Here is a 22,973-nt window from a genome sequence, read left to right on the forward strand (position 1 = left end):
CCATGCGTACGACCGTTCTTGCCGCCGCCCTGGCCGCCACCGCCCTGGCCGCCACCGCCCTGATTCCGCAGGCCGCGGCCCACTCCGCACCCGCCCATCCCGGGGCCTGCGGAAGCGGTCAGCTGTGTCTCTGGGAGAAGCCGGACTTCACCGGCGCCCGGCAGATCCACGAGCTGTCCACGATCGACATCGAGAGTTGTGTCCCGCTGCCGGCGGGCAGCAAGGTCCAGGCGCTCGCCAACCGCACGGGCCGGCCCGTCACCACGTACCAGTCGGCGGAGTGCGCCGAGACGGGTGAGTTCGAGACCTATCCGGGCGGCGGCACCTGGGTGCCCCAGTCCCCGTACCAGGTCAGGGCCTTCAAGGTCTGGGAGAACTGACCGGACACGCCGAAGGGCGGCGGGACCAGGAGGTCCGGCCGCCCTTCGGTCATGGTTCGTCGTGCTTACGCGTCGCCACCGGCCGCGCCCGGTCCGGCCGCGGTCACATCCAGCAGCTCGTACCGGTCGATCGCCGTCTTCAGCAGCGAACGGTCGATCCGGCCCTCCTTCGCGAGCTCGGTGAGCACCGCGAGGACGATCGACTGCGCGTCGATGTGGAAGAACCGGCGGGCCGCACCACGGGTGTCGGCGAAGCCGAAGCCGTCCGCACCCAGCGACTGGTACGCACCGGGCACCCAGCGCGCGATCTGGTCCGGTACGGAACGCATCCAGTCCGAGACAGCCACGAACGGGCCCTCGGAGCCGGCGAGCTTCCGCGTGACGTACGGGACGCGCTGCTCCTCCTCGGGGTGCAGCAGGTTGTACCGCTCCACGTCCACGGCCTCGCGGCGCAGCTCGTTCCAGGAGGTCGCCGACCAGACGTCCGCCCTGACGTTCCACTCGTCGGCGAGGATCCGCTGCGCCTCCACCGCCCACGGGACCGCCACACCGGACGCCATGATCTGGGCCGGGATCTCGCCCCGCTCGGCGCCCTTGTAGCGGTACACGCCCTTGAGGATGCCTTCGACATCCACGTTCTCGGGCTCGGCCGGGTGCTGGATCGGCTCGTTGTAGACGGTGAGGTAGTAGAAGACATCCTCGTTCTCTTCGGGGGTCCCGCCGTACATCCGGCGCAGACCGTCCTTGACGATGTGCGCGATCTCGTAGCTGAAGGCCGGGTCGTACGCGACACAGCCCGGGTTGGTCGAGGCGAGCAGCTGCGAGTGGCCGTCCGCGTGCTGGAGGCCCTCACCGGTCAGCGTCGTACGACCGGCGGTCGCACCCAGCACGAAGCCGCGCGCGAGCTGGTCGGCCATCTGCCAGAACTGGTCGCCGGTGCGCTGGAAACCGAACATCGAGTAGAAGACGTACACCGGGATCAGCGGCTCGCCGTGCGTGGCGTACGCCGAGCCGGCGGCGATCAGCGAGGCCGTGCAGCCGGCCTCGGAGATGCCGTCGTGCAGCATCTGACCGGTCGGCGACTCCTTGTACGCGAGCAGCAGATCGCGGTCCACCGCCTCGTACTGCTGGCCCAGCGGGTTGTAGATCTTCGCGCTCGGGAAGAACGCGTCCATGCCGAAGGTGCGGTACTCGTCGGGTGCGATCAGCACGAAGCGCCTGCCGATCTCCTTGTCCCGCATGAGGTCCTTCAGGATGCGGACGAACGCCATGGTCGTGGCGATCGACTGCTGGCCCGAACCCTTCTTCGCGGTCGCGTATGTCTTGTCCTCGGGGAGAACCAGCGGCTTCGCGCGCACCACACGGGTCGGGACGTAACCGCCCAGACCCTTGCGGCGGTCGTGCATGTACTGGATCTCCTCCGAGTCGCGGCCCGGGTGGTAGTAGGGCGGGTAGCCCTCGTCCAGCTGCTTGTCCGTGATCGGGATGTGCAGCCGGTCGCGGAACCTCTTGAGGTCCTCGACGGTGAGCTTCTTCATCTGGTGGGTCGCGTTGCGGCCCTCGAAGTTCGGCCCCAGCGTCCAGCCCTTGACCGTCTGCGCCAGGATCACCGTCGGCTGGCCCTTGTGGGCCTTGGCCGCCGCATAGGCCGCGTAGACCTTCCTGTGGTCGTGACCGCCGCGGCCCAGGTGCAGGATCTGGTCGTCGGTCATGTCCTTGACCATGTCGCGCAGCCGCGGGTCGTCGCCGAAGAAGTGCTCACGGATGTACGCACCGGACTCGGTGGCGTACGTCTGGAACTGGCCGTCCGGCGTGGTGTTCAGCTTGTTGACCAGGATGCCCGTGCGGTCCTGCGCGAGCAGCGGGTCCCAGGAACGGTCCCAGACCAGCTTGATGACATTCCATCCGGCGCCGCGGAACTGCGACTCCAGCTCCTGGATGATCTTGCCGTTGCCGCGCACCGGACCGTCGAGGCGCTGCAGGTTGCAGTTGACCACGAAGGTCAGGTTGTCCAGGCCCTCACGGGCGGCGATGGAGAGCTGGCCGAGCGACTCGGGCTCGTCCATCTCGCCGTCGCCCAGATACGCCCACACATGCGACTGGGAGGTGTCGGCGATGCCGCGCGCCTCCATGTAGCGGTTCATCCGGGCCTGGTAGATCGCGCCGAGCGGGCCGAGGCCCATCGAGACGGTCGGGAACTCCCAGAAGTCCGGCATCAGCCGCGGGTGCGGGTAGCTGGACAGGCCGTTCGGCGCCTTCGACTTCTCCTGGCGGAAGGCGTCGAGCTGCGCTTCGCTCAGCCGGTCGAGCAGGAAGGCGCGGGCGTAGATACCCGGGGACGCGTGCCCCTGGAAGAAGATCTGGTCGCCGCCCAGACCGTCGTCCTTGCCCCGGAAGAAGTGGTTGAAGCCCACGTCGTACAGCGAGGCCGAGGAGGCGAAGGTGGCGATGTGGCCGCCGACGCCGATCCCCGGACGCTGGGCGCGCGACACCATCACGGCCGCGTTCCAGCGGGTCGCGTTGAGGACCTTGCGCTCGATCTCCTCGTCGCCGGGGAAGAACGGCTCGTCCTTCGTGGCGATCGTGTTCACGTAGTCCGTGCTGCGCATCTCGGGCACGGCGACGCGCTTCTCGCGCGCACGCTCGATGAGCCGGAGCATCAGGTAACGGGCCCGCTCACGGCCTCGCTCGTCGACGGCGGCGTCGAGCGAGTCGAGCCATTCCTGGGTCTCTTCGGGATCGAAGTCCGGGACCTGGCTCGGAAGGCCGCCAATGATGATCGGGTTGCGATCGGATCCGGAAGCCACGCTGTTCCTTCGCTGTTCGGTGCTGCTCTACGGGGCCTGGTTACGGGAGACATGCCCCCGGGATGTATGCATGTACGCCATCACCATCGTGTACCGCAGGGGCGCAAACGTCATCTCTACCGAGGGGTAACCGCCATGTTGCGAGACGTCGCGTCCGTAGTACGGGGATGGGCCGGCCCAAACCGCAACCATACGCCCAACCCGTCCAAGCGTTCCCAAAGGATGTTCGACTCCGAATGGCGGACCGAAACGGCATAAGCTGTGGAAGGACGTAAAGGGTGTGACGGTAGCGCCGGCCCCAGCAGGGGACCTGCCGACAGTGCGGCGACGTGGCAAGGAACGTCACCGTTTGGGCGGTCTCGCACGGCTGGGTACTTGCGCGATCCGCCACTCCCGTGTGGACTACGGCCAACGCCCCGCGCACGCGCGTGGCTGAAGCATTTTCCGAAACATGATCAGGAGGCAACCCGTGAGCGCGACCGCGGACCACGCGGAGGAGCGGACCAACCCGGCAGCACGCCTGGGGTTCGAGCCCGGACAAGTGGTCCAGGAGATCGGCTACGACGACGACGTCGAGCAGGAGCTCCGTGAGGGCATTGAGGCCACGACCGGCCAGGATCTCGTCGATGAGGACTACGACGACGTCGCAGACGTCGTCCTGCTGTGGTTCCGCGACGAGGACGGCGACCTTACGGACGCGCTGGTGGATGCCATTGGTCTGATCGAGGACGGCGGTGCGGTCTGGCTGATGACGCCGAAGACCGGCCGTGATGGATACGTCGAACCGAGCGACATCAACGAGGCTGCACAGACGGCCGGTCTCTCCCAGACCAAGAGCATCAATGCGGGCAAGGACTGGACGGGAAGCCGCCTGGTCACACCGAAGGCGGCCAAAGCCAAGCGCTGAACCGCATTCGCCACGCACTCGCCCTGAAGGCCCCCGACGGCATGAGCCGCCGGGGGTCTTCTTCGTACGCTTGCCGGTTGTCCGTACGGCTGGGGTGCGGGGTGTCCCCGTGCGGGCGCTGCGTGGCCTGCTGCGGGCTCTGCGTAGGCTGGGAGGCACCCGGACAGCCCAGCCCGGTGAACGTAGCGAAGGGACGCGTTTCATGGCGATCGAGGTCGGCACCCAGGCCCCGGATTTCGAGCTGAAGGACAACCACGGCCGGACCGTGAAGCTCTCCGACTTCCGCGGCGAGAAGAATGTCGTACTGCTGTTCTATCCGTTCGCCTTCACCGGCGTCTGCACGGGCGAGCTCTGCGCGCTCCGCGACGAGCTGCCGAAGTTCGAGAACGACGACACGCAGCTGCTCGCCGTCTCCAACGACTCCATCCACACCCTGCGCGTCTTCGCCGACCAGGAAGGTCTCGAGTACCCGCTGGTCTCGGACTTCTGGCCGCACGGCGAGACCTCGCGGGCATACGGCGTCTTCGACGAGGAGAAGGGCTGCGCGGTGCGCGGCACCTTCATCATCGACAAGGAGGGCGTGGTGCGCTGGACCGTCGTCAACGGTCTGCCCGACGCGCGCGACCTCAACGACTACATCAAGGCGCTCGACACGCTCTGATCCGGGACCGGCGGATCTGTGGGCGTCCCGGCCAAAAGCCTGCTTTGGCCGGGAACCGGTCACTAGGATCCACTCGTTGATCGGATGCCAACGCAACGTGGAGGCGCCGGCACCCGCCGGCCCCCAAGGAAACCAATGGGAGGACTCGTGGGAGTCAGCCTCAGCAAGGGCGGCAACGTCTCGCTGACCAAGGCCGCGCCCAACCTGACCGCGGTTATCGTCGGTCTGGGCTGGGATGCTCGTACCACCACCGGTGGTGACTTCGACCTCGACGCCAGCGCCCTGCTGACGAACGCCGAGGGCAAGGTCGGCAGCGACGGCAACTTCGTCTTCTTCAACAACCTCAAGAGCCCCGACGGCTCCGTCGAGCACACCGGTGACAACCTCACCGGTGAGGGCGAGGGCGACGACGAGGTCATCAAGGTGAACCTGGCCGGCGTTCCGGCCGATGTCGACAAGATCGTCTTCCCGGTCTCGATCTACGAGGCCGAGTCCCGCCAGCAGAGCTTCGGCCAGGTGCGCAACGCGTACATCCGCGTGGTCAACCAGGCTGACAACACCGAGCTGGCGCGTTACGACCTGAGCGAGGACGCCTCGACGGAGACCGCCATGGTCTTCGGCGAGCTGTACCGCAATGGGGCGGAGTGGAAGTTCCGCGCCATCGGTCAGGGTTACGCCTCGGGGCTGCGCGGCATCGCGCAGGACTTCGGCGTCAACGTCTGAGAAGACGCGGCCGGGCCGAGCCGCCGAGGCGCAGCCCGGGCCACGTGCCACGCCGGCATGCACCCCGTCCGGCGCCGCACCCCGTGCGGCGCCGGATGCGCCGAACAGCCCGTTCAGCGGCTCAGGCTCGGCTGCTGAACGGCTCGACAGTTCAACGGCTCAACAGACGGTTCATCGACTCGGGGAGGACACACCATGGGCGTCACGCTCGCCAAGGGAGGCAATGTCTCCCTCTCCAAGGCCGCACCCAACCTCACCCAGGTGCTGGTCGGGCTCGGCTGGGACGCGCGATCCACCACGGGCGCCGACTTCGACCTCGACGCCAGCGCGCTGCTGTGCCAGTCGGGCCGGGTGCTCGGCGACGAATGGTTCGTGTTCTACAACAACCTCACGAGCCCCGACGGCTCCGTGGAGCACACCGGCGACAACCTCACGGGTGAGGGCGAGGGCGACGACGAGTCGGTCATCGTGAATCTCACTCAGGTACCGGCGCACTGCGACAAGATCATTTTTCCGGTCTCGATCCATGAGGCGGACAATCGAGGGCAGGCCTTCGGCCAGGTCAGCAATGCGTTCATCCGCGTGGTGAACCAGGCGGACGGTCAGGAACTCGCGCGTTACGACCTCAGCGAAGATGCCTCGACAGAAACCGCGATGATCTTCGGCGAGCTCTATCGGCACAACGGCGAGTGGAAGTTCCGTGCTGTGGGACAGGGGTACGCGTCGGGGCTGCGTGGCATCGCTTTAGACTTTGGGGTCAACGTTTCGTAAAGCCGCGCACAGCGCGGGGGAGCCCCGTACACACCCGGGGGAGACCCGTTACATACACGATGGGGTAGCCAGTGCTTCTGAAAACCTTCGGCTGGTCGTTCGCGGTTACCGCGCTCGGCCTGGTCGCAGCGTTGATCTACGGGGGGTGGGAAGCCTTCGGAGTGGTTGCGATTCTTTCCGTCCTGGAGATCTCGCTGTCCTTCGACAATGCGGTGGTCAACGCCGGAATCCTGAAGAAGATGAATGCCTTCTGGCAGAAGATCTTCCTCACGATCGGTGTGCTCATCGCGGTCTTCGGTATGCGGCTGGTGTTCCCCGTCGTGATCGTGGCCATCACCGCCAAGGTCGGCCCGATCGAAGCGGTCGATCTTTCGTTCACCCAGCCCGATCGCTACCAGGAACTGGTCACGGACGCCCACCCGGCGATTGCCGCCTTCGGTGGCATGTTCCTGCTGATGATCTTCCTCGACTTCATTTTCGAGGACCGTGACATCCAGTGGCTGCGCTGGATCGAGCGCCCGCTCGCCAAGCTCGGCAAGGTCGACATGCTGTCGGTCTGCATCGCGCTGATCGTGCTGCTGATCTCGGCCATGACCGTCGCGACCAACGCGCACCAGCACGGCGGCGGCCACGCGGACAAGGCGGAGACCGTCCTGCTCGCCGGAGTCGCGGGTCTGATCACGTACCTGATCGTCGGCGGCCTCTCCGGCTTCTTCGAGAACAAGCTGGAGGAAGAGGAAGAGCGGGAGCACGAGGCCGAGGAGGAGGCCAGGAAGAGCGGCAAGAAGGTTTCTCCGGTCGCACTCGCCGGCAAGGCCGCGTTCTTCATGTTCCTCTACCTGGAAGTGCTCGACGCGTCCTTCTCGTTCGACGGTGTCATCGGCGCCTTCGCCGTCACCAACGAGATCGTGCTGATGGCCCTCGGCCTCGGTATCGGCGCCATGTACGTCCGGTCGCTCACGGTCTACCTGGTCCGTCAGGGCACCCTCGACGACTACGTCTACCTGGAGCACGGCGCCCACTACGCCATCGGTGCGCTGGCCGTCCTCCTCCTCGTCACCATCCAGTACGAGATCCCCGAGCTCATCACCGGTCTCGTCGGTGTCGTGCTGATCGCCTGGTCCTTCTGGTCCTCCGTCCGGCGCAACAAGGCGCTGGAGGCCGAAGGCGGGGACGGCGCAGGTTCCAAGGCAGAAGTCCCGTCCGGGGTGTGACCCGGTAGGGATTGAGGAACGCTCTCAGCGGGGCGGTCCGTACGGCGACGGTTCTCCGGGAACACCCGGACCCGGCCCGGCGGCCGCCCCGCAGTGATGTGTGCGGGGCCGGTGCATTACCGATACGTGTGGGGGTTGGGGATGGCGTTCTGGGACAGCCTGTGGCCGAGGCGGGAGGCGCAGTTCGAGTCGGGCCACGCGTCGACCAACTCCATCGTGCTCTCCAGGCGGCACGCTACGGTCTCGCTGACCAAGCAGGGTGCGCTGACCGGCAATCTGCGGGTCAACCTCTCCTGGCGGATGCGTACGTCCGACATCGAGGGCAGGGCGCGGCAGAGCGGCCGGCTGCTGCGCCCCATGCAGCTCTTCCAGCCCGATGTGGTCCAGGCGCACACCCAGGGGATGGTCAATGTCGACCTGGACCTGGGCTGCATGTACGAGCTGAAGGACGGCACCAAGGGCGTGGTCCAGCCCCTGGGCAACCTCATCGGCGACCTGAACGGGCCGCCGTACATCCGGCTCAGCGGGGACGACCGCTTCGGGGCACCGTCGGGCGAGACCGTCTACGTCAATCTCGACCAGCACGACCAGATCAAGCGGCTGCTGTTCTTCGTCTACATCTACGACCAGACGCCGGCCTTCGACCGTACGCACGCCAAGGTGACGCTCTACCCCGGCAACGGCCCGCGGATCGAGATCGAACTCGACGAGCGAGCCCCGCAGGCCCGTTCCTGCGCCGTGTTCACGGTGGAGAACATCAAGGACGAGCTGATCGTGCGGCGCGAGGTGAAATTCGTGTACGGATTCCAGTCGGAGCTGGACCGGCTGTACGGCTGGGGCATGCAGTGGGGACGGGGCTACAAGTCCCGGACCTGAGCCGACGCCGGACGGGCCGCAGGCGGTTCAGGGCCACCTCCGGGGCCGTTCCGGGGCCGCTCCCACAGCCGTCTCAGGACCTTACGAACTGCGGCCCCTGCGGTGGCAGCACGAAATTCGGGTCGGGGGCGGGCGCCGCAGCCGCGGCAGGCTGCGGGTAGCCGTAGGCGGGCTGGGCGGCGGCAGGCTGCGGATACCCGTACGCCGGCTGGGGAGCGGGCTGCGGAGTCGGCTGGGCCACCGCGGGCTGCGGGTAGCCGTAGGCGGGCTGCTGGTGCTGGACGGTGGCCTGCGAGTCGGGGCCGGGGGCCGGCGCGGGCGGGAACGCGGGCGCGGGCGGCGGGAAAGCGGGCGCTGCTACGGGCGAGGGAACCGTTACCGGCGAGGGGGCCGGGTCGGGCTCCGCCGCGGCCTCCGCCTCGTCGACCGAGATACCGAAGGCGGTTGCCAGACCGACCAGCCCGGTCGGATAGCCCTGTCCCACGGCCCGGAATTTCCAGCCATCGCCGCGCCGGTAGAGCTCGCCGCAGATGATCGCCGTCTCCTCGCCGGTCTCCGGCCGCACATCGAAGACGGCGAGCGGGTCCCCGCCCGCCGATGCCGCGTCGTACAGCAGGATGCGCAGATCGCACACCTGAGCGAATGCGGCTCCGTCGGAGGATGCGGCGATGACCACCTGATCGACCGAGGGGTCGAGCGCGTTGAGGTCGGCCTCGATGCTGTCCGTGAGCCCCTCGGGGACACTGCGCTTCGGCAGCCGTCGCACCAGGCCGGAGGGGTGGCGGGGCTGGTTGTAGAAGACGAAGTCCTCGTCCGAGCGCACGCGGCCACCGGCTCCGAGCAGCAGCGCCGAGGCGTCCACGTCCGGAACCCCGGCGCCCGGGGTCCAGCACAGCACGGCCCGTACGGCCATGGCGTCCAGAGGGACGTTCGAGCCTTTCATCATCGCGTGCGTCATGCCCGTCATCCTGCCTGCTGGCTGCCTGTGCGGACAACGCGGGGGTCGCACCGGATGTCTCGGCAGGGCGTCGGAACCACGTCGTCCGCGGTACGTGGACCCGTCGGGAAATGGACGAGTTACCCGGAATTCATGCACGTAGGGAACTGTTGACACCCGCTCGTACGTACTATTACCGGCCATACGTTGTCCGATCAGTGAGGCAGTTCGGGGGATTCACATGCGTCATTTCGGGCATATTGCGCCCGCTGCGAGAGAGGGTCTGTTCTTCCAGGAGCCGCGCGAATTCGATGCGGACTCGCCGGCCGGCATGCTTTCGGCCGCACTGGGAGCGACCCTGTACAGCCCTGCCACCAGGCCGCGACTTGCTGACGATGTCATCAAGCAGGCCGGGCGCGGTGTCGTCTCGATGGTGCTGTGCCTGGAGGACTCGATCGATGACTCCGAGGTGGTCGGCGCCGAGGAGAACCTGGTCAGACAGTTCGCAGACCTCGATGCGCGCGGATCCGAGGTGCCCCTGCTCTTCATCCGGGTCCGGGAACCGGGTCAGATAATGGACTTGGTGAGTCGGCTCGGCCGCGCCGTCCGATTGTTGTCTGGTTTTGTACTTCCGAAGTTCACCGAAGAGCGTGGCGTGCCTTTCATGGAAGCGCTCACCGATGCCGAAAAGGCGTGTGGGCGGCGCCTGTTCGCGATGCCCGTTCTCGAATCGCCCGAGCTGCTGCATCTGGAGACCCGCAGGGAAGCACTCCGGGGAATCACCCGCACCGTCAACAAGTACCGCGAGCGGGTACTCGCACTGCGGCTCGGCGTCACCGACTTCTGCTCGGCCTACGGGCTCCGCAGGGCGCCCGACATGACTGCGTACGACGTACAGATCGTCGGCGCCGTCATAGCCGACGTGGTCAATGTGCTGGGCCGGGCGGACGGCACGGGCTTCACGATCACCGGCCCGGTGTGGGAATACTTCCGGCTCCAGGAGCGCATGTTCAAACCGCAGCTGCGCCGTAGCCCCTTCCTGGAGGGCCGGGCCGAGGAGCTGCGCACGGCACTGATCGAGCACGACCTGGACGGCCTGCTGCGCGAGATCGAGCTCGACCGGGCCAACGGTCTGCTCGGCAAGACCTGCATCCACCCGTCGCACGTCGCGCCCGTGCATGCGCTGTCCGTGGTCAGCCACGAGGAGTTCAGCGACGCACAGGACATCCTGCGGCCGGAACGCGGAGGCGGTGGCGTCATGCGCTCCGCGTACACGAACAAGATGAATGAAGTGAAGCCGCACCGTGCCTGGGCCGAGCGGACCCTGCAGAGGGCCGAGGTCTTCGGCGTGGCGAAGGAAGACGTCGGTTTCGTGGAACTGCTGGCCGCGGGCCTCGCGGAATGAGCGGGCCTCGTGGAACGAGCGTGTCTCGATGAGCGAGCGCGCGGCAAGGAAAGAGACGGCGAACGTGGTGTGGTCGGGCAGCTGGGTGGCGGAGCGACTGGGCGTCGAGCTCGTCGGCGACAGTAAGCCCGACGGCGACAGGGAGCTGAGGGACCTGCTGGGCCTCGCCCTGCGCCGCAACCCCAAGCGGGCCCATCTGCTCGTGTCGAACGTGCTCGGCAAGCACGTGCCGCAGAAGCCTTCCGTGGTGTACGGCGTCGGATTCGAGCTCGGCCGCCGGGTGCGTGAACTCCTCGGTGACGCCGGGGCGCGCCGGGCGGTCGTGCTCGGCTACGCGGAGACGGCCACCGGTCTCGGCCACGCGGTCGCCGACGGGCTTGGCGTGGCGCCGTACCTGCATTCGACGCGCCGCCCCGTCGAGGGCGTGGAGCGGGCGGGCGGCTTCGAGGAGTCGCACTCGCACGCCACCTCGCACCTGCTGCTTCCGGAGGACCCGAACCTGCTGGCGGGCGAGTGCGGCCCGGCGGACGCTGACACAGACGCGGATGCAGCCGCAGACACGGATGCATGCGCAGACGCGCCGCTGGTGCTGGTGGACGACGAATTCTCCACGGGCAACACCGTGCTCAACACCATCCGCGCGCTGCACGAGCGATACCCGCGGAGCCGATACGTCGTCGTCGCCCTGGTGGACATGCGGTCTCCGGCCGACCACGGACGTCTGACCGAGTTCGCCGCGGAGATCGGCGCGCGCGTCGACCTGGTGACGAGGAGCTCGGGCACGGTCACCCTCCCGGAGGGCGTCCTGGAGAAGGGCCGGGCACTGGTTGCCGCGCATGAGGGGGCCGGTTCCGCCGGTCCCCGAGCGGCCGTCGAGCAGGGGCGCCGGCCGTACACCCGGGTGGACCTCCAGTGGCCCGCCGGTGTGCCCGACGGCGGACGGCACGGCTTCACCCCCGCCCACCGGGCCGCCCTTGAACCGATCCTCCCGGCCATGGCCGCCCGCATCGCCGCGTCACTGGGCGACGCCCGCCGCGTACTGATCCTCGGCTTCGAGGAGCTGATGTACGCCCCCCTCCGCCTGGGGACGGCCCTGGAGGACCACACCGACGCCGAGGTGCGCTACTCGACGACCACGCGTTCCCCCGTCCTCGCCGTGGACGATCCCGGCTATGCGATACGCAGCCGGCTGGTCTTCCCGGCCCACGACAACCCGGCCGACGGCCCCGGTGACCGGTACGCGTACAACGTCGCGGGCGCCGGTTTCGACGCCGTGGTCGTGACCGTCGACTCCACCGCCGACACCCCCGAACTTCACGCCCCCGACGGCCTGTTGGCGCAGCTCGCCGCGCACACCGACCATGTCCTGCTCGCGGTCGTCCCCTCGTACGTCCCGCCGGACCTCCCCTCGTACGTCTTCGAACGGCAGGAACCCTCCATGCTGCCCGAGCCCCTCCGCGGCCCCGCCTTCTCCTCCTACGCGCCGGACGAAGTCGGCTGGCTGCTCCAGGACCTCTCGGATACCGAACTGGAGGCGCCCACCGAGGAGCGCGAGGAGGCGATACAGAGCGGTGGCGCGCACTACGCCGAGTCGCTCCCCGTCGAGTACCAGCCGTCCGCCCAGTACCAGAGCTTGTTCGAGGCGGCGCTGGACCTGTCGGCCGCACGCGTCGCCCGCGCCGTCGGCACCGTCACCGAGACGGTCCTCGCCGAGCTCCCCCACAGCCGAAAGCGTGGGGGGACCCCCTCCGCTCGCCCCGTACTGGTCTCGCTCGCCAGGGCCGGCACTCCCGTCGGCGTACTCATGCGCCGCTGGGCCCGGCACCGGCACGGACTCGATCTGCCGCACTACGCCGTCTCCATCGTGCGGGGCCGCGGCATCGACGCCAACGCCCTGCGCTGGCTGGCCGCCCACCACGATCCGGCGGATGTCGTCTTCGTCGACGGCTGGACCGGCAAGGGGGCGATCACGCGTGAACTGTCCGCGGCGCTCGCCGAGTTCGACGGATTCAACCCCGAGATCGCGGTCCTGGCCGACCCGGGTGGCTGCGTCCGTACCTACGGCACCCGCGAGGACTTCCTCATTCCGTCCGCCTGCCTCAACTCCACCGTGTCCGGGCTGATTTCGCGGACCGTCCTCCGCTCCGACCTGGTCGGACCCGACGATTTCCACGGCGCGAAGTTCTACCGGGAGCTTGCGGGCACCGATGTGTCCGGCCACTTCCTCGACACCGTCGCCGACCACTTCGACGAGGTGGTCGACGCCGTGGACGCCGAGGTCAAGGAGCTGCTCGCGGCCGACCGCGCACCCACCTGGGAGGGCTGGGCCGCGGTGGAGCGCATCAGCGAGGAGTACGGCATCCACGATGTGAACCTGGTCAAGCCGGGCGTCGGCGAGACGACCCGCGTACTGCTGCGCCGCGTCCCGTGGAAGATCCTCGCCAAGCGCGGCGCGGGCGCCGACCTCGAGCACATCCGCCTGCTGGCCGAGCAGCGGGGCGTACCGGTCGAGGAGGTCGACGAACTCCCGTACACCTGCGTCGGGTTGATCCACCCGAAGTACACCAGGGGTGCGACGGGTGCGGACGGCAAGGCGGTGGAGTCGAAGTGACCACCCCGGCCACCGCGGCCACCCCCGCCACCGAGACCGCCCCCATGACACTGGTCGCGAGCGACCTCGACCGCACCCTGATCTACTCGACGGCGGCGCTCCAGCTCCCCATGCCGGACGCCGAGGCCCCCCGGCTGCTCTGCGTAGAGGTGTACGACCACAAGCCGCTCTCCTACATGACCGAGACGGCCGCGACACTGCTCGACGAACTCGCCCGTACCACGGTCTTCGTCCCGACGACCACCCGTACCCGCGAGCAGTACGGGCGCATCCATCTCCCCGGTCCCGCACCGCGGTTTGCGATCTGCGCCAACGGGGGACACCTCCTCGTCGACGGCGAATCCGACCCCGACTGGCAGACGCAGGTCTCCCGCAGGCTCGCCGACGAATGCGCCTCGCTCGCCGAGGTCCGCGCCCATCTCCTGGCCGCGGCCGACCCCGCCTGGCTGCTCAAGGAACGGGTCGCCGAGAACCTCTTCGCCTATCTCGTCGTCGAACGTGCGCTGCTGCCCGAGGGCTGGGTCAAGGAACTGGGGGAGTGGGCGGAGACTCGCGGCTGGACGGTCTCCCTCCAGGGCCGCAAGATCTACGCCGTGCCGGGCCCGCTCACCAAGAGCGCCGCCATGAACGAAGTCGCCCGGCGCACCGGCGCCACGCTCACCCTCGCCGCCGGTGACAGCCTCCTCGACGCCGACCTGCTCCTCGCCGCCCACCGCGCCTGGCGCCCGGCCCACGGCGAACTCGCCGACACCGGCTGGAGCGCCCCGCACGTCGATGTGACGGCCGAGTACGGTGTGGCGGCGGGAGAGGAGATCCTGCGCCACTTCCTCCGGGCTTCGGGCCCGGGGCAGGCGCCCTCGTCCAGCAGCAGTATGTGAGGGCGGGACGGCGCGGGCCCGGCCCGGTGGGACCGACGAGGAGCATGCGATGACCAAGGGCAACGAAACCAAGATCACGGACGAGCTGTACGCGTACATGCTGGCGCACAACCCACCGCTCGACGCGGTGCAGCGCGAGCTCGTCGAGACCACGTACGCACGCCTCCCCGACCAGGCCGGCATGCAGTCCGCGGAGGAACAGGGACCGCTGCTCGCCTTCCTCGTCCGGCTGACCGGGGCCCGGCACATCGTGGAGGTCGGAACGTTCACCGGCTTCTCCGCCCTGTCGATGGCACAGGCGCTGCCCGCCGACGGACGGCTGATCGCCTGCGATGTCTCCAAGGAGTGGACCGCATACGGCCGGGAGGCGTGGGAGAAGGCGGGCGTCGCCGACCGGATCGAACTCCGTATCGCCCCCGCGCTCGACACACTGCGGGCGATGCCGGCCGAGCCGCACATCGACCTCGCCTACCTGGACGCGGACAAGGGCAACTACATCCCGTACTGGGAGGAACTGGTGCCCAGGATGCGGCAGGGCGGTCTCGTCGTCACGGACAACGTGCTCTTCCGCGGCAGGGTGACCGACCCACAGGCGACCGGCGGAGCGGCGGCGATCAAGGAATTCAACGACCACGTGGCCGCCGATCCGCGGATGGACAGCGTGCTGCTCACCGTGTCGGACGGGCTGACGCTCTCCCGTAAGCGGTAGGAGCCGCAGGCCGGCGACTCCGGTTGCCCGCTCTCAGCCGCAGCAACCCCCGCCGCAGCAGCCGCCCCCGCCACCGGCCGACGGCGCGGCGGGCGCGGACTTGGCCGCCGAGCCGCCCACGGCCACGGTGGAGAGAAGCTTCACGGTGTCGGCGTGCCCGGCGGGGCAGGAGGCCGGGTCCGAGGACTGAGCCATCGGGCGGCTGAGTTCGAACGTGTCTCCGCAGGAGCGGCAGCGGTACTCGTAACGAGGCATGGCCCCAGGCTATCCGGCGCCGGCCCAAGTCAGACAGCCACGACGGCCGACCGGTGGTACGTACGGAGAAGCAGTTCGGGTTACGGGCGGCGGACAACCGGCATCGGCGGCGGCGTCGTCGTTGCTTTCCGGCCCATCCGCATTTCGCGCTCGGCCTCCTCGGGATGGCGGGCCCGCCAGTACGGGTTGTCATGCGGAAGGCCGCCGCTGACCCGCCCGTACATCCCGAACACCATCAACATCAGGCCGACCACAAAGCTGAACAGCACATTCTGGAGGTGGAAGGCGAGGAAGTTGTAGTCGGTTCCGAGCAGCGCGAGATTGACGAATCCGCTGAGGATGAAGGCGATGCCCAGAATCATGTTGAGCGTCGAGGCGAAGTTGCCGCCGATCACCATCCCGATGAACAGCAGAAGGCCGACGCAGATGGACAGGACGCTGAGGGCACCGTTCGTGTTGAGGCCGGCGACGGTGGCACCGCCGGTGCTGAAGAAGCCGATCCTGTCGATCAGCCCCAGGATTCCGAAGGCGAGAAGCACCAGCCCCATCAGTCCCGCCCCGACCCGGTAGACGCGGTTCAGCCGGTGATCGACCGGAAGGTGCTTGTCGAGCTGGGTGGTCCTACGGCGGCGCTGCGGGGTCTGTCGTCCGGTGGCGTGCGGTACATGGGTGGCCATTTCGGCCTCCTTCGCGCGTACTACCAGGATCCGCCCACGGGAATGCTGCCGCACATCAGAAGGCCCAAGGACCCGAACCCGGCGTACCAGAACCCGACGTATCAGGAGGGCTGTCGCCGCTCCCGCACATCACCCGCCGGCCCCGCGCTCCTCACGGATCTCGGAGACCACCCGCGCAGCCGCCTGCCGTACCGCTTCGGTCTCGGTCAGAAAGTGCCAGTAGTCGGGGTGGCGCCCCTCCAGACCGGTGACGGCGCGCTCCAGCCGGGCCACGGCATCGTCCAGCGGACGGGCATGACGCGGATCGGGAGTGTTGCGCCCGGCCATGGCCAGGCGCTGGGCGTCCCGGATCGCGAACCGGGTTCGCTGGATCTCCTGCTGCGGGTCCTTGGCCACATCGTTCAGCCGGTGCAGCCGGTCGCCGGCCGCGGACACCGCCTCGTCCGTGGCGTTCAGCAGGGCGCGCACCGTGCTCAGCCGGGAGGTCGCATCGGCCCACCGCTGCTCGTCCCGCGCCTTGGCGGCTTCCTTCAGCTTCTCCTCCGCCTGCCGCACATTGGTTGCCGCCTGCTCCGGCACCGGCTGGAGGTCCTGCCAGCACGCCGCAGAGAACCGCCGCCGCAGCTCGCTCAGCACCGGCTCCACGGAGCCCGCCCGGGTCGTCAACGCCTGGGCGCGGGTACGCAGCGACACCAGCCGGTGGTCGATCTCGGCGGCCCGTTCGGGCAACTGGGCCGCCTCTGCCCGTACCGCCTCGGCATCGCGCAGCACCCGATCGGCACGCTGCAGGGTCTCCGGAACGCCGTGCCGGCCGGCACCCTGGTTGAGTTTGGTCAGCTCGGGAGCGAGGGCCGCCAGCCGCGCGGCGAGGTCGTCCGCCCGCAGTCCGGACGCCCGCACCGCATCGAGAGCATTGCTCGCACCGAGGAGCGCCTGCCGGGCCCGCTCCACGGCGGGCGCGAGCCGGGCGAGCTGCGTCTCCGCGTTGCCCAGCAGCGGCCCGAGCCCCTGCGCGAACCGCTCCAGCTCGCCCTTGACCCGCACCAGCTCGTCCTTGGCCGTGGTCAGCTCGGTCCTGGCACGGGCTGCGACGGCCGGCTCCAGATCGTCCCGGTCCAGGTCGTACGCGTCGACCGCGGTGATGTACGTATGACTGGCCTCGTCGATCCGCCGCCCGAGAGCAGCGAAGTCATCCACGGCCTTGCGCGCACCGGGCGAGCTGTCCACCGCGGTGATCGTCTCGATCGAGATCCGCAGATCGCGCTGGGCCGTGTCCAGCTCGTAGAAGGCGGCAGCGGCTGCGTCCTTCGCGGCCTGCGCATCGGCGCGCTGACTCTCCCCGCGCCCGCCGAACCAGCGCCTCGTACCGCCACCGGCGAACGCGGCCGGCAACGCGGCGGCGAGCAGCGGCACCGGCAGCAACATCAGCACGAGGACGTCCCCGATACCCCTGACACCCCTGACGGCGGAACTCTCACCCGCTCTCGCCTGCGGCCGCGCGTGTGTCGCCGTCACATCCCTCTCCCGTGCCGTTTCGCCCTGCCCGGTACATTCTCCCACCAGGTAAGGACGAACACACGGGCCGGTTAGTTCACGCTTCGGACCGTGACTTGGCCGTTGCCGCTCCGGGCCTTCACCACATGGCTGCTGTCGTCGCTGCGCGGCGCGTCCACCGAGACGCGTCCGTTGTGGGCGACGGCGTCCACCGCATACCTCACGGAGCCGCCCGGCAGATCGATGGTGATCCGTCCGTTGTCGCTCTCGGTGTCCACGAGATCGGGCACGGAGATGAACCCCAGCCGGATCCTGCCGTTGTCGGACCGAGCCGATACGGACTTGGCCGAGATCCCTTCGGTGACGATGCCACCGTTGCCGCTCCCCAGTTTGAGCGGCCCGCTGGAGTCCCGGACGGTCACCTTCCCGTTGTCGGCGTGGAGCGTAAGGGGAGTGTCGAAGCCGGACGCGGCGACCTTCCCGTTGTCCCCCTTGACGACCACCGCCACCCCGCGCGGCACCTTCACCTGGTGCTGCGAGGCACAGTCGCTGATCACGGCCCTGCACTTCACCCGGAGCGTGAGCGTGTTGTCCTGCATCTTCCACGTGGGATCGGGCCCGTTCCCGAGAACCACCCACCCGTCGACATGACGGGTCACCTCGACCTTCCGTACATCGGCCGGTACGAGCTCCACAGACGTGTGACCGGAGTAGATGGTCAGCGTCTTCCCGCTGAGCGCGAAGGACTTGTGCTCGGCGGGCGCGTCGCCCGGATCCGTACTGCCGCAGCCGGTGAGAGCAAGACCGAGAATCAGGGCCCCACCGGACGCGATGAGAGTGCGGGTACGGAGTGCCACGATGGTCTTTCCCCCAGGTCGTACGGCGGGCGGTCCCGACGGCGTGCGCCTCACCGTACGTACGCCGCCCCACCCGGCAGAATCCGGACGGCTACCGTATGAGGGGTGGGGATATCCCCCGGACGCTGCCGCGGCTGCCCCGGCTGCGCCATGGTCCCTGCCACCTCGTTCACTGCCGTCCGGGCAACCGTTTGTGACCGTGGGCCGTAGTCCATGTACGCTGTTGCCTCATCCACGGGTGCGTAGCTCAGGGGTAGAGCGCTGCTCTTACAAAGCAGATGTCGGCGGTTCGAAACCGTCCGCGCCCACCAGTAGGAAGCACGACAAAGGCCCAGGTCACCGGTACTGAACCGGGAGCCTGGGCCTTGTTCGTTCCTCAGCCGCGGAGGCGGGGGAGAGGCGTCGTGCCAGTTACGTGCCAGATGCGTCGCCGGGCTCTGCCGGTCGGACTTTCCTGATCTGCTCGTCGACGTGGGTGGCGATCGCGTGGTCACGGCCGTTCACCAGGTGCTGGTAGATCAGCGCGGCACGCACCGAGGAGTGCCCCATCCGCTGCATCAGCTCGCGCGTAGTTGCACCGCCGGTCGCGGTGAAGGTGTTCCCTGTGTGGCGCAGATCGTGGAAATGCACGTCCCCCACGCCCGTCGTAGCCAGGGCCCGCAGCCACAGGCGGCGGAAGTTGTTGCGGCGAAGTTGCCCGCCTCGTGCTCCGGTGAACAACAGCCCAGTACGCCCCTGCTCGGCGTACGCGTCGAGATGAGCGGCCAGGTCCGCCGTCAGCGAGGCCGGGAAGGCGACGGTGCGCACACCTGCCGCACTCTTGGGCGTCTTGACCAAGACGCCGTCCGTACGGGTCTCAGCCAAAGCAGGTCTCACGGCGACGGTTCGCCGTTCCAGGTCGATGTCATGGCGCTGGAGCGCGGCCAGTTCCCCGAAGCGAAGGCCGGTGAAGCCTGCCAAGAGGATGAACACTCGGAAGCGGGATGGCACGGCGTCGACGATGGTCGGGGCGCCGTTCGCGGGTGCCGGCGGATTCGTGGCGAGCGTTGTGGGCAGTCGTTCGTACAGTGGCGCGCTCCACCTTGACGCCCTGAACCACGACCGCTCCACGGTGTGTGGGGCGAAGGCGGACGGGATGGGAGCTGAGGTGAGTGGTGGGTTGGGATGAGTGGTGAAGGCCCGCTGTAGCGTGACCGCATGGATGAATCCCGGATCAAGGTGTACAGCTCAGCAACCGAAATCTCCGTCGCGGCCGATGCCGCGGGGTTGCGGGAGCCTGATCCTGGCCCGAGACGAAGCGCTATAGGGCCCACGCCGACCCAGCGCCATAGGCGTACCCAACACAACTAAGCCGTGCCCGAGCACCTGGTACCGCACGGCAGACACGCCAAATACGACGGGACGGGAAGGCAGAACCGGCCGGATTCGAACCGGCGTCCTCGCGATTTTGGAGACCGCGCGCGACGACCTCTGCGCTACGGCTCCGCCCCGTCCGCAATCCTACGGACTCCCGCTGCTGCCGAGGTGCCCGTGCCCCTGCCGTGCCCGATCGGTCAGGAACTGACGGGGAACCACGGTGATTGACGGACAGCCCGCAAGAGAAGGGCCCCCGACCGATTCACCTGGTCAGGGACCGTTCATCTGCGGTGGGTGTGGGATTTGAACCCACGGTGACATCGCCGCCAGACGGTTTCCAAGATCGCTGTGCAGTTGCCATACCCATGGAGACTCCACCGACCTTGCTATCCGCTGCTGCGTCATGGCCGATGCAAGGTCCGGTCACTGCGCAGCCGGTCTGAAGTCCCAGTACAGCCTCTGCTCCTCGTCCACTACCGGCGTGTAGTCGTTGAGGGGCTGGTAGGTCTCGAGAGACGTGGCGATCGCCTCCATGAGCACCGGCAGGGACGTCCACATCTCGTGTGATACGCGCATAAGGCCTTCCGTGGCCTCGGCTTCGTGGACGCGCCCCCGGTCGATCTCGGGACGGTGGTCCAGTACGAGGCAACCCCCGCCGACATCCCGCGCAATGGGGATCAGCTGCGGGTGTCCGTACAGGACTCTGCTGGCCCCGATCTTCATGAAGTCGTAGTCCGCTTCCTCTCCTTTCTCATCCGCCGTGCGCTTGTCGTAGAAGTCGGTGAAAAGTTGCCACGCAGCCGCTATCTCGCGTGCGCTCATCGGTCTGTAGAACCCTGGCAGCAGCGAGCCCCGCTGGTCGAGGAGACCGTCGTGCCGCAGCAGCGACATCACCAAGGGCTTCAGGAGCGGCCGGCCGATGACGCGTTCGATCGCGGCGATGTCCGCCGGATCCGCGGGCGGCGCCAGCGCGGCGTAGGTCGCCGGCGCATGTTCGGCCAGCCAGTTCTCGATTCGCGTCCACGACTCACTAATCGGTGCGGTCATGGCACGGCATCCTGCCACCTGGTACTGACAACCCCCTGGGACAGCCAGACGGTGGCCGTGACCCTGATACATCCGACTGGGGCCCTCTCTGGGCCGTGCGAGGGGACTCAACGATGACAGGCGACGACAGCTAACCCGCAGGCCAGAAGGACGGCGACTGGAGCGCACTCAGGTCAGGAAGGTGCCGCGTCACTTCTTCGGCTTCTGAGCCAGTCCCTACGTCCGGACTCTTCGCAGCCAAGTAGCGCATCCACACAGGCCCTTGGCTACGCGGTCCGGCCCCGAGGTCGCGCCCGCTGGTCGTCAGTAGCGGTGGCCGGGCCAGTGCGGATCCGTCCAGCGGTCCTCGCCGGTGAGACCGAGCAGCCGTATCCGGTGCTGCAGATCCGCTGATGCGCCCGACTCGCGGAGCCGCACCGCAGCGTGTTCGAGGAGCCAGGCGACCAGTTCGGCGCGCATCTCCTCCTCGTCGTGCTGGTACCAGCCCACTCTCCACGGCAGGCTGTCTCCCAGAAGCTCGTACTCCCATTCCGCCGCTGCCTCGGCGAGATGTCGGTCGCTGAGGTACCCGGTCTGCTTCTCCCATTCGGCGAGCCAGGGGCCGAGCGTTCCGGACGCCTCGGCACACATCACGAAGACTTGGTGCGCCGGGACGATCGCATCCGGCTCAGTGAGGCTCTGCGCCCACCACGCATGCAGAAACTCGCGTACCGGACCGGCGTGATCGTCAGGCCACTGCTGCCAGCGGCCGCGGGCGAAGGAGTACCCGGCCTCTTCCAGTCCGAACAGGGGTTCCGTGCGACCGGTGACCAGCACCGTGGCGAACTGCGGCAGGATGCGACGCAGCACGGCCGCGTGATCGGTCCAATCGATGGCCTGCCAGGTCCGGCGCAGGAGATCCGGCTCCAGCTCCACGTCCGGCGTCTTCAGAAGGGAGAGCTCCTGCGGGCTGCCCCAGTGGCATTCGCAGTTGCGCTCGTCCGGATGTGCGGTCATGCCGTGGAAGGTGACGGCCAGGTTGTCCAGGGCGGCGCTGAGGCGGCGGCGTGCGGGATGGTCGGCGAGATGCATGATGTGCCCGGCCTTCGAGGACTCCGTACGGCTTCCGCCGGCCGAAGGTCGCCACTTTACCGGGTGAGGCGGGGCTGGCGCTGGTCGCCCTGGGACGGGTGCGGACCGCGGTGAGCCAACAGCGACGGTGAAGCGAGCGCTAACGACCCGCCCCGCGATTAGCCTGACCGAGAGTCCTGATCGGTGGGTGAGTTGGGGAGTTCTGCTACCGGGCTGCCGACACCGTCCTCGCCGAGTGTCGGCCCGGCAGCGTTCACCAGCCGACCAGATCCATGGACCTTCGAGCGAGCCAGTCCATGAACGACACGGGCTGACCGCCCGGGTTCAGAGGAAGGACCCGGTCGCAGGTGGCCCGGCCGACACGGTCGCTGAGTACCAGCGCGTTTACGATCAAGAGACGTCTACCGGCGGAAAGCCCTGACCGTGCCCGCTACGTGCCCGACGGGGCAGGAGTGAAGGGGGAACCACGGGGAACAGGGGTAACGATGTGATTCCCCCGCAGGTCAACGCCCCCGCAGCTCAGGCCGCATCCGCGTACGGCGTCTTCCGAACTAGTGCGTCAGGCCCTCGATGCGCCGGCACTTGACCGTGGCAGCCCGGTTTCTCGCCCCGAGGCAGCTCCGCCGATACGCCGACCTGCGCTGTACCGTCTTCGTGAACGATCACGGGGAGGCGAACAATGACAGGTGATCTCCAGTTCAGTTGGGAGCTCTACAGCACTGGCTGGGCAACGTGCCGCATCGCTGACAGCTCCTCGGAGTGCAAGGACTCCGTCAGCTACTGCACGGACGCTCTTGCCGACTTGCTACACGCAGTCGCAGGTCTCTATGGACCTTCTACCGTCCAGCGGGTCTCCTTCGACCTTGAGCCGGCCGAAGCGCGATGGGTTCTGCGCCGCCGGGGCCCGGACGTGGACATCGCGATCTACCGGTTCCCGGACATGGCTGTGAGCTTTGGCGTCCCCGACAGGGAGGGCTCGCTCTCCTGGAGCTCCAAGCAACCCCGTAGCGCCCTCAGTCACGCCGTCATAGAGGCGGCACAGACAGTGCTGCGGGCCCATGGAGAGGACGGCTACCACGAGAAGTGGAGACGCTACCCCTTCCCCGTCGCCGCCCTGCAAGATCTTCGCCGACTACACCTGCGAGACGACGACTGCGAGCGCACGCACGACCCGTTGGTTCCGTAGAGGTGCGCACAGGGCCCCCCGGCCCACTGCGCGCCGTCCCTAGTCTGTGCCTCGTGAAGCCGGTCTATGACGACGACTGGTACATGGGCAGCCTGTACGAAGACGGCAGCATCGACTGTGAAAGCGCCCCCTGCCCCGGCCGGAGCCGGGT

General features: G+C 68.2%; 21 protein-coding genes and 2 tRNA genes. 13 read left to right on the plus strand and 10 right to left on the minus strand.

Features of this window, described 5'->3' with window-relative positions:
- Positions 1 to 2 precede the first annotated feature (2 nt).
- The gene (locus OG953_RS29795; RefSeq protein WP_405688148.1) at positions 3 to 380 is read left to right on the plus strand and encodes a peptidase inhibitor family I36 protein; all 378 of its coding nucleotides are present in this window, start codon (positions 3 to 5) and stop codon (positions 378 to 380) included.
- A 65-nt stretch (positions 381 to 445) separates the two neighbouring features.
- Here the strand turns inward: OG953_RS29795 and aceE are convergent, their stop codons facing one another.
- Positions 446 to 3,187, minus strand: a complete 2,742-nt coding sequence (gene aceE, locus OG953_RS29800; protein ID WP_405688149.1) for a pyruvate dehydrogenase (acetyl-transferring), homodimeric type — start codon at positions 3,185 to 3,187, stop codon at positions 446 to 448.
- A 469-nt stretch (positions 3,188 to 3,656) separates the two neighbouring features.
- Between aceE and OG953_RS29805 the strand changes: the two genes are divergently transcribed.
- From OG953_RS29805 to OG953_RS29830, 6 genes are all read left to right on the plus strand, one after another.
- Complete coding sequence (locus tag OG953_RS29805; RefSeq protein WP_114244351.1) at positions 3,657 to 4,094, plus strand: DUF3052 domain-containing protein; 438 nt, start codon at positions 3,657 to 3,659, stop codon at positions 4,092 to 4,094.
- Between the two features lie 202 nt (positions 4,095 to 4,296).
- Positions 4,297 to 4,755, plus strand: coding sequence for a peroxiredoxin (locus OG953_RS29810; protein ID WP_405688150.1), 459 nt, complete (start codon positions 4,297 to 4,299; stop codon positions 4,753 to 4,755).
- A gap of 147 nt (positions 4,756 to 4,902) precedes the next feature.
- Positions 4,903 to 5,478 (plus strand): TerD family protein, encoded by a 576-nt coding sequence (locus tag OG953_RS29815; protein ID WP_203185949.1) that lies wholly within the window; start codon positions 4,903 to 4,905, stop codon positions 5,476 to 5,478.
- Positions 5,479 to 5,673: 195 nt separating this feature from the next.
- Positions 5,674 to 6,249 (plus strand): TerD family protein, encoded by a 576-nt coding sequence (locus OG953_RS29820; RefSeq protein ID WP_405688151.1) that lies wholly within the window; start codon positions 5,674 to 5,676, stop codon positions 6,247 to 6,249.
- A gap of 71 nt (positions 6,250 to 6,320) precedes the next feature.
- Positions 6,321 to 7,463, plus strand: a complete 1,143-nt coding sequence (locus OG953_RS29825) for a DUF475 domain-containing protein (protein WP_405688152.1) — start codon at positions 6,321 to 6,323, stop codon at positions 7,461 to 7,463.
- A gap of 141 nt (positions 7,464 to 7,604) precedes the next feature.
- The gene (locus OG953_RS29830; RefSeq protein WP_405688154.1) at positions 7,605 to 8,339 is read left to right on the plus strand and encodes a Tellurium resistance; all 735 of its coding nucleotides are present in this window, start codon (positions 7,605 to 7,607) and stop codon (positions 8,337 to 8,339) included.
- A 73-nt stretch (positions 8,340 to 8,412) separates the two neighbouring features.
- Here OG953_RS29830 and OG953_RS29835 read toward each other — a convergent pair whose 3' ends face one another.
- Positions 8,413 to 9,297, minus strand: coding sequence for a TerD family protein (locus tag OG953_RS29835; protein ID WP_405688156.1), 885 nt, complete (start codon positions 9,295 to 9,297; stop codon positions 8,413 to 8,415).
- A gap of 220 nt (positions 9,298 to 9,517) precedes the next feature.
- Between OG953_RS29835 and OG953_RS29840 the strand changes: the two genes are divergently transcribed.
- Genes OG953_RS29840 through OG953_RS29855 form a run of 4 tightly spaced genes read left to right on the plus strand, consistent with a single transcriptional unit; the run spans position 9,518 to position 14,879 of the window.
- On the plus strand, positions 9,518 to 10,681 hold the full coding sequence (locus tag OG953_RS29840) for an HpcH/HpaI aldolase/citrate lyase family protein (protein WP_405688157.1): 1,164 nt from the start codon (positions 9,518 to 9,520) through the stop codon (positions 10,679 to 10,681).
- A gap of 28 nt (positions 10,682 to 10,709) precedes the next feature.
- Positions 10,710 to 13,292, plus strand: coding sequence for a phosphoribosyltransferase (locus OG953_RS29845; RefSeq protein WP_405688159.1), 2,583 nt, complete (start codon positions 10,710 to 10,712; stop codon positions 13,290 to 13,292).
- 44 nt (positions 13,293 to 13,336) lie between these two features.
- A complete protein-coding gene (locus tag OG953_RS29850) occupies positions 13,337 to 14,170 on the plus strand; it encodes an HAD family hydrolase (RefSeq protein ID WP_405692138.1) in 834 nt (277 codons plus the stop codon).
- A 49-nt stretch (positions 14,171 to 14,219) separates the two neighbouring features.
- Entirely contained in the window at positions 14,220 to 14,879 is a 660-nt protein-coding gene (locus OG953_RS29855; RefSeq protein WP_405688160.1) for an O-methyltransferase, read from the plus strand.
- 33 nt (positions 14,880 to 14,912) lie between these two features.
- Here the strand turns inward: OG953_RS29855 and OG953_RS29860 are convergent, their stop codons facing one another.
- From OG953_RS29860 to OG953_RS29875, 4 genes are all read right to left on the minus strand, one after another.
- Complete coding sequence (locus OG953_RS29860) at positions 14,913 to 15,134, minus strand: zinc ribbon domain-containing protein (RefSeq protein ID WP_405688162.1); 222 nt, start codon at positions 15,132 to 15,134, stop codon at positions 14,913 to 14,915.
- An 80-nt stretch (positions 15,135 to 15,214) separates the two neighbouring features.
- On the minus strand, positions 15,215 to 15,811 hold the full coding sequence (locus tag OG953_RS29865; protein WP_405688164.1) for a DUF4383 domain-containing protein: 597 nt from the start codon (positions 15,809 to 15,811) through the stop codon (positions 15,215 to 15,217).
- 129 nt (positions 15,812 to 15,940) lie between these two features.
- Complete coding sequence (locus OG953_RS29870) at positions 15,941 to 17,326, minus strand: hypothetical protein (RefSeq protein WP_405688166.1); 1,386 nt, start codon at positions 17,324 to 17,326, stop codon at positions 15,941 to 15,943.
- 71 nt (positions 17,327 to 17,397) lie between these two features.
- Positions 17,398 to 18,162: a DUF4097 family beta strand repeat-containing protein gene (locus OG953_RS29875; RefSeq protein ID WP_405688168.1), complete on the minus strand. Its 765-nt coding sequence runs from the start codon at positions 18,160 to 18,162 to the stop codon at positions 17,398 to 17,400.
- 236 nt (positions 18,163 to 18,398) lie between these two features.
- Between OG953_RS29875 and OG953_RS29880 the strand changes: the two genes are divergently transcribed.
- A tRNA-Val gene (locus OG953_RS29880) sits at positions 18,399 to 18,473 on the plus strand.
- Between the two features lie 100 nt (positions 18,474 to 18,573).
- On the opposite strand, the gene OG953_RS29885 is transcribed toward OG953_RS29880, so the two are convergent.
- The 4 genes from OG953_RS29885 to OG953_RS29900 form a co-directional block, all read right to left on the minus strand.
- Complete coding sequence (locus OG953_RS29885) at positions 18,574 to 19,152, minus strand: tyrosine-type recombinase/integrase (protein WP_405688169.1); 579 nt, start codon at positions 19,150 to 19,152, stop codon at positions 18,574 to 18,576.
- 420 nt (positions 19,153 to 19,572) lie between these two features.
- Positions 19,573 to 19,647, minus strand: a tRNA-Trp gene (locus OG953_RS29890).
- Between the two features lie 294 nt (positions 19,648 to 19,941).
- Positions 19,942 to 20,565 (minus strand): SMI1/KNR4 family protein, encoded by a 624-nt coding sequence (locus OG953_RS29895; RefSeq protein WP_405688172.1) that lies wholly within the window; start codon positions 20,563 to 20,565, stop codon positions 19,942 to 19,944.
- 303 nt (positions 20,566 to 20,868) lie between these two features.
- The gene (locus tag OG953_RS29900) at positions 20,869 to 21,636 is read right to left on the minus strand and encodes a hypothetical protein (RefSeq protein WP_405688173.1); all 768 of its coding nucleotides are present in this window, start codon (positions 21,634 to 21,636) and stop codon (positions 20,869 to 20,871) included.
- A 679-nt stretch (positions 21,637 to 22,315) separates the two neighbouring features.
- On the opposite strand from OG953_RS29900, the gene OG953_RS29905 reads away from it, so the two are divergent.
- Positions 22,316 to 22,822: a hypothetical protein gene (locus OG953_RS29905; protein WP_405688174.1), complete on the plus strand. Its 507-nt coding sequence runs from the start codon at positions 22,316 to 22,318 to the stop codon at positions 22,820 to 22,822.
- Positions 22,823 to 22,973: the final 151 nt, after the last annotated feature.

This window comes from Streptomyces sp. NBC_00057 (assembly GCF_045041165.1).
Classification (GTDB): domain Bacteria; phylum Actinomycetota; class Actinomycetes; order Streptomycetales; family Streptomycetaceae; genus Streptomyces.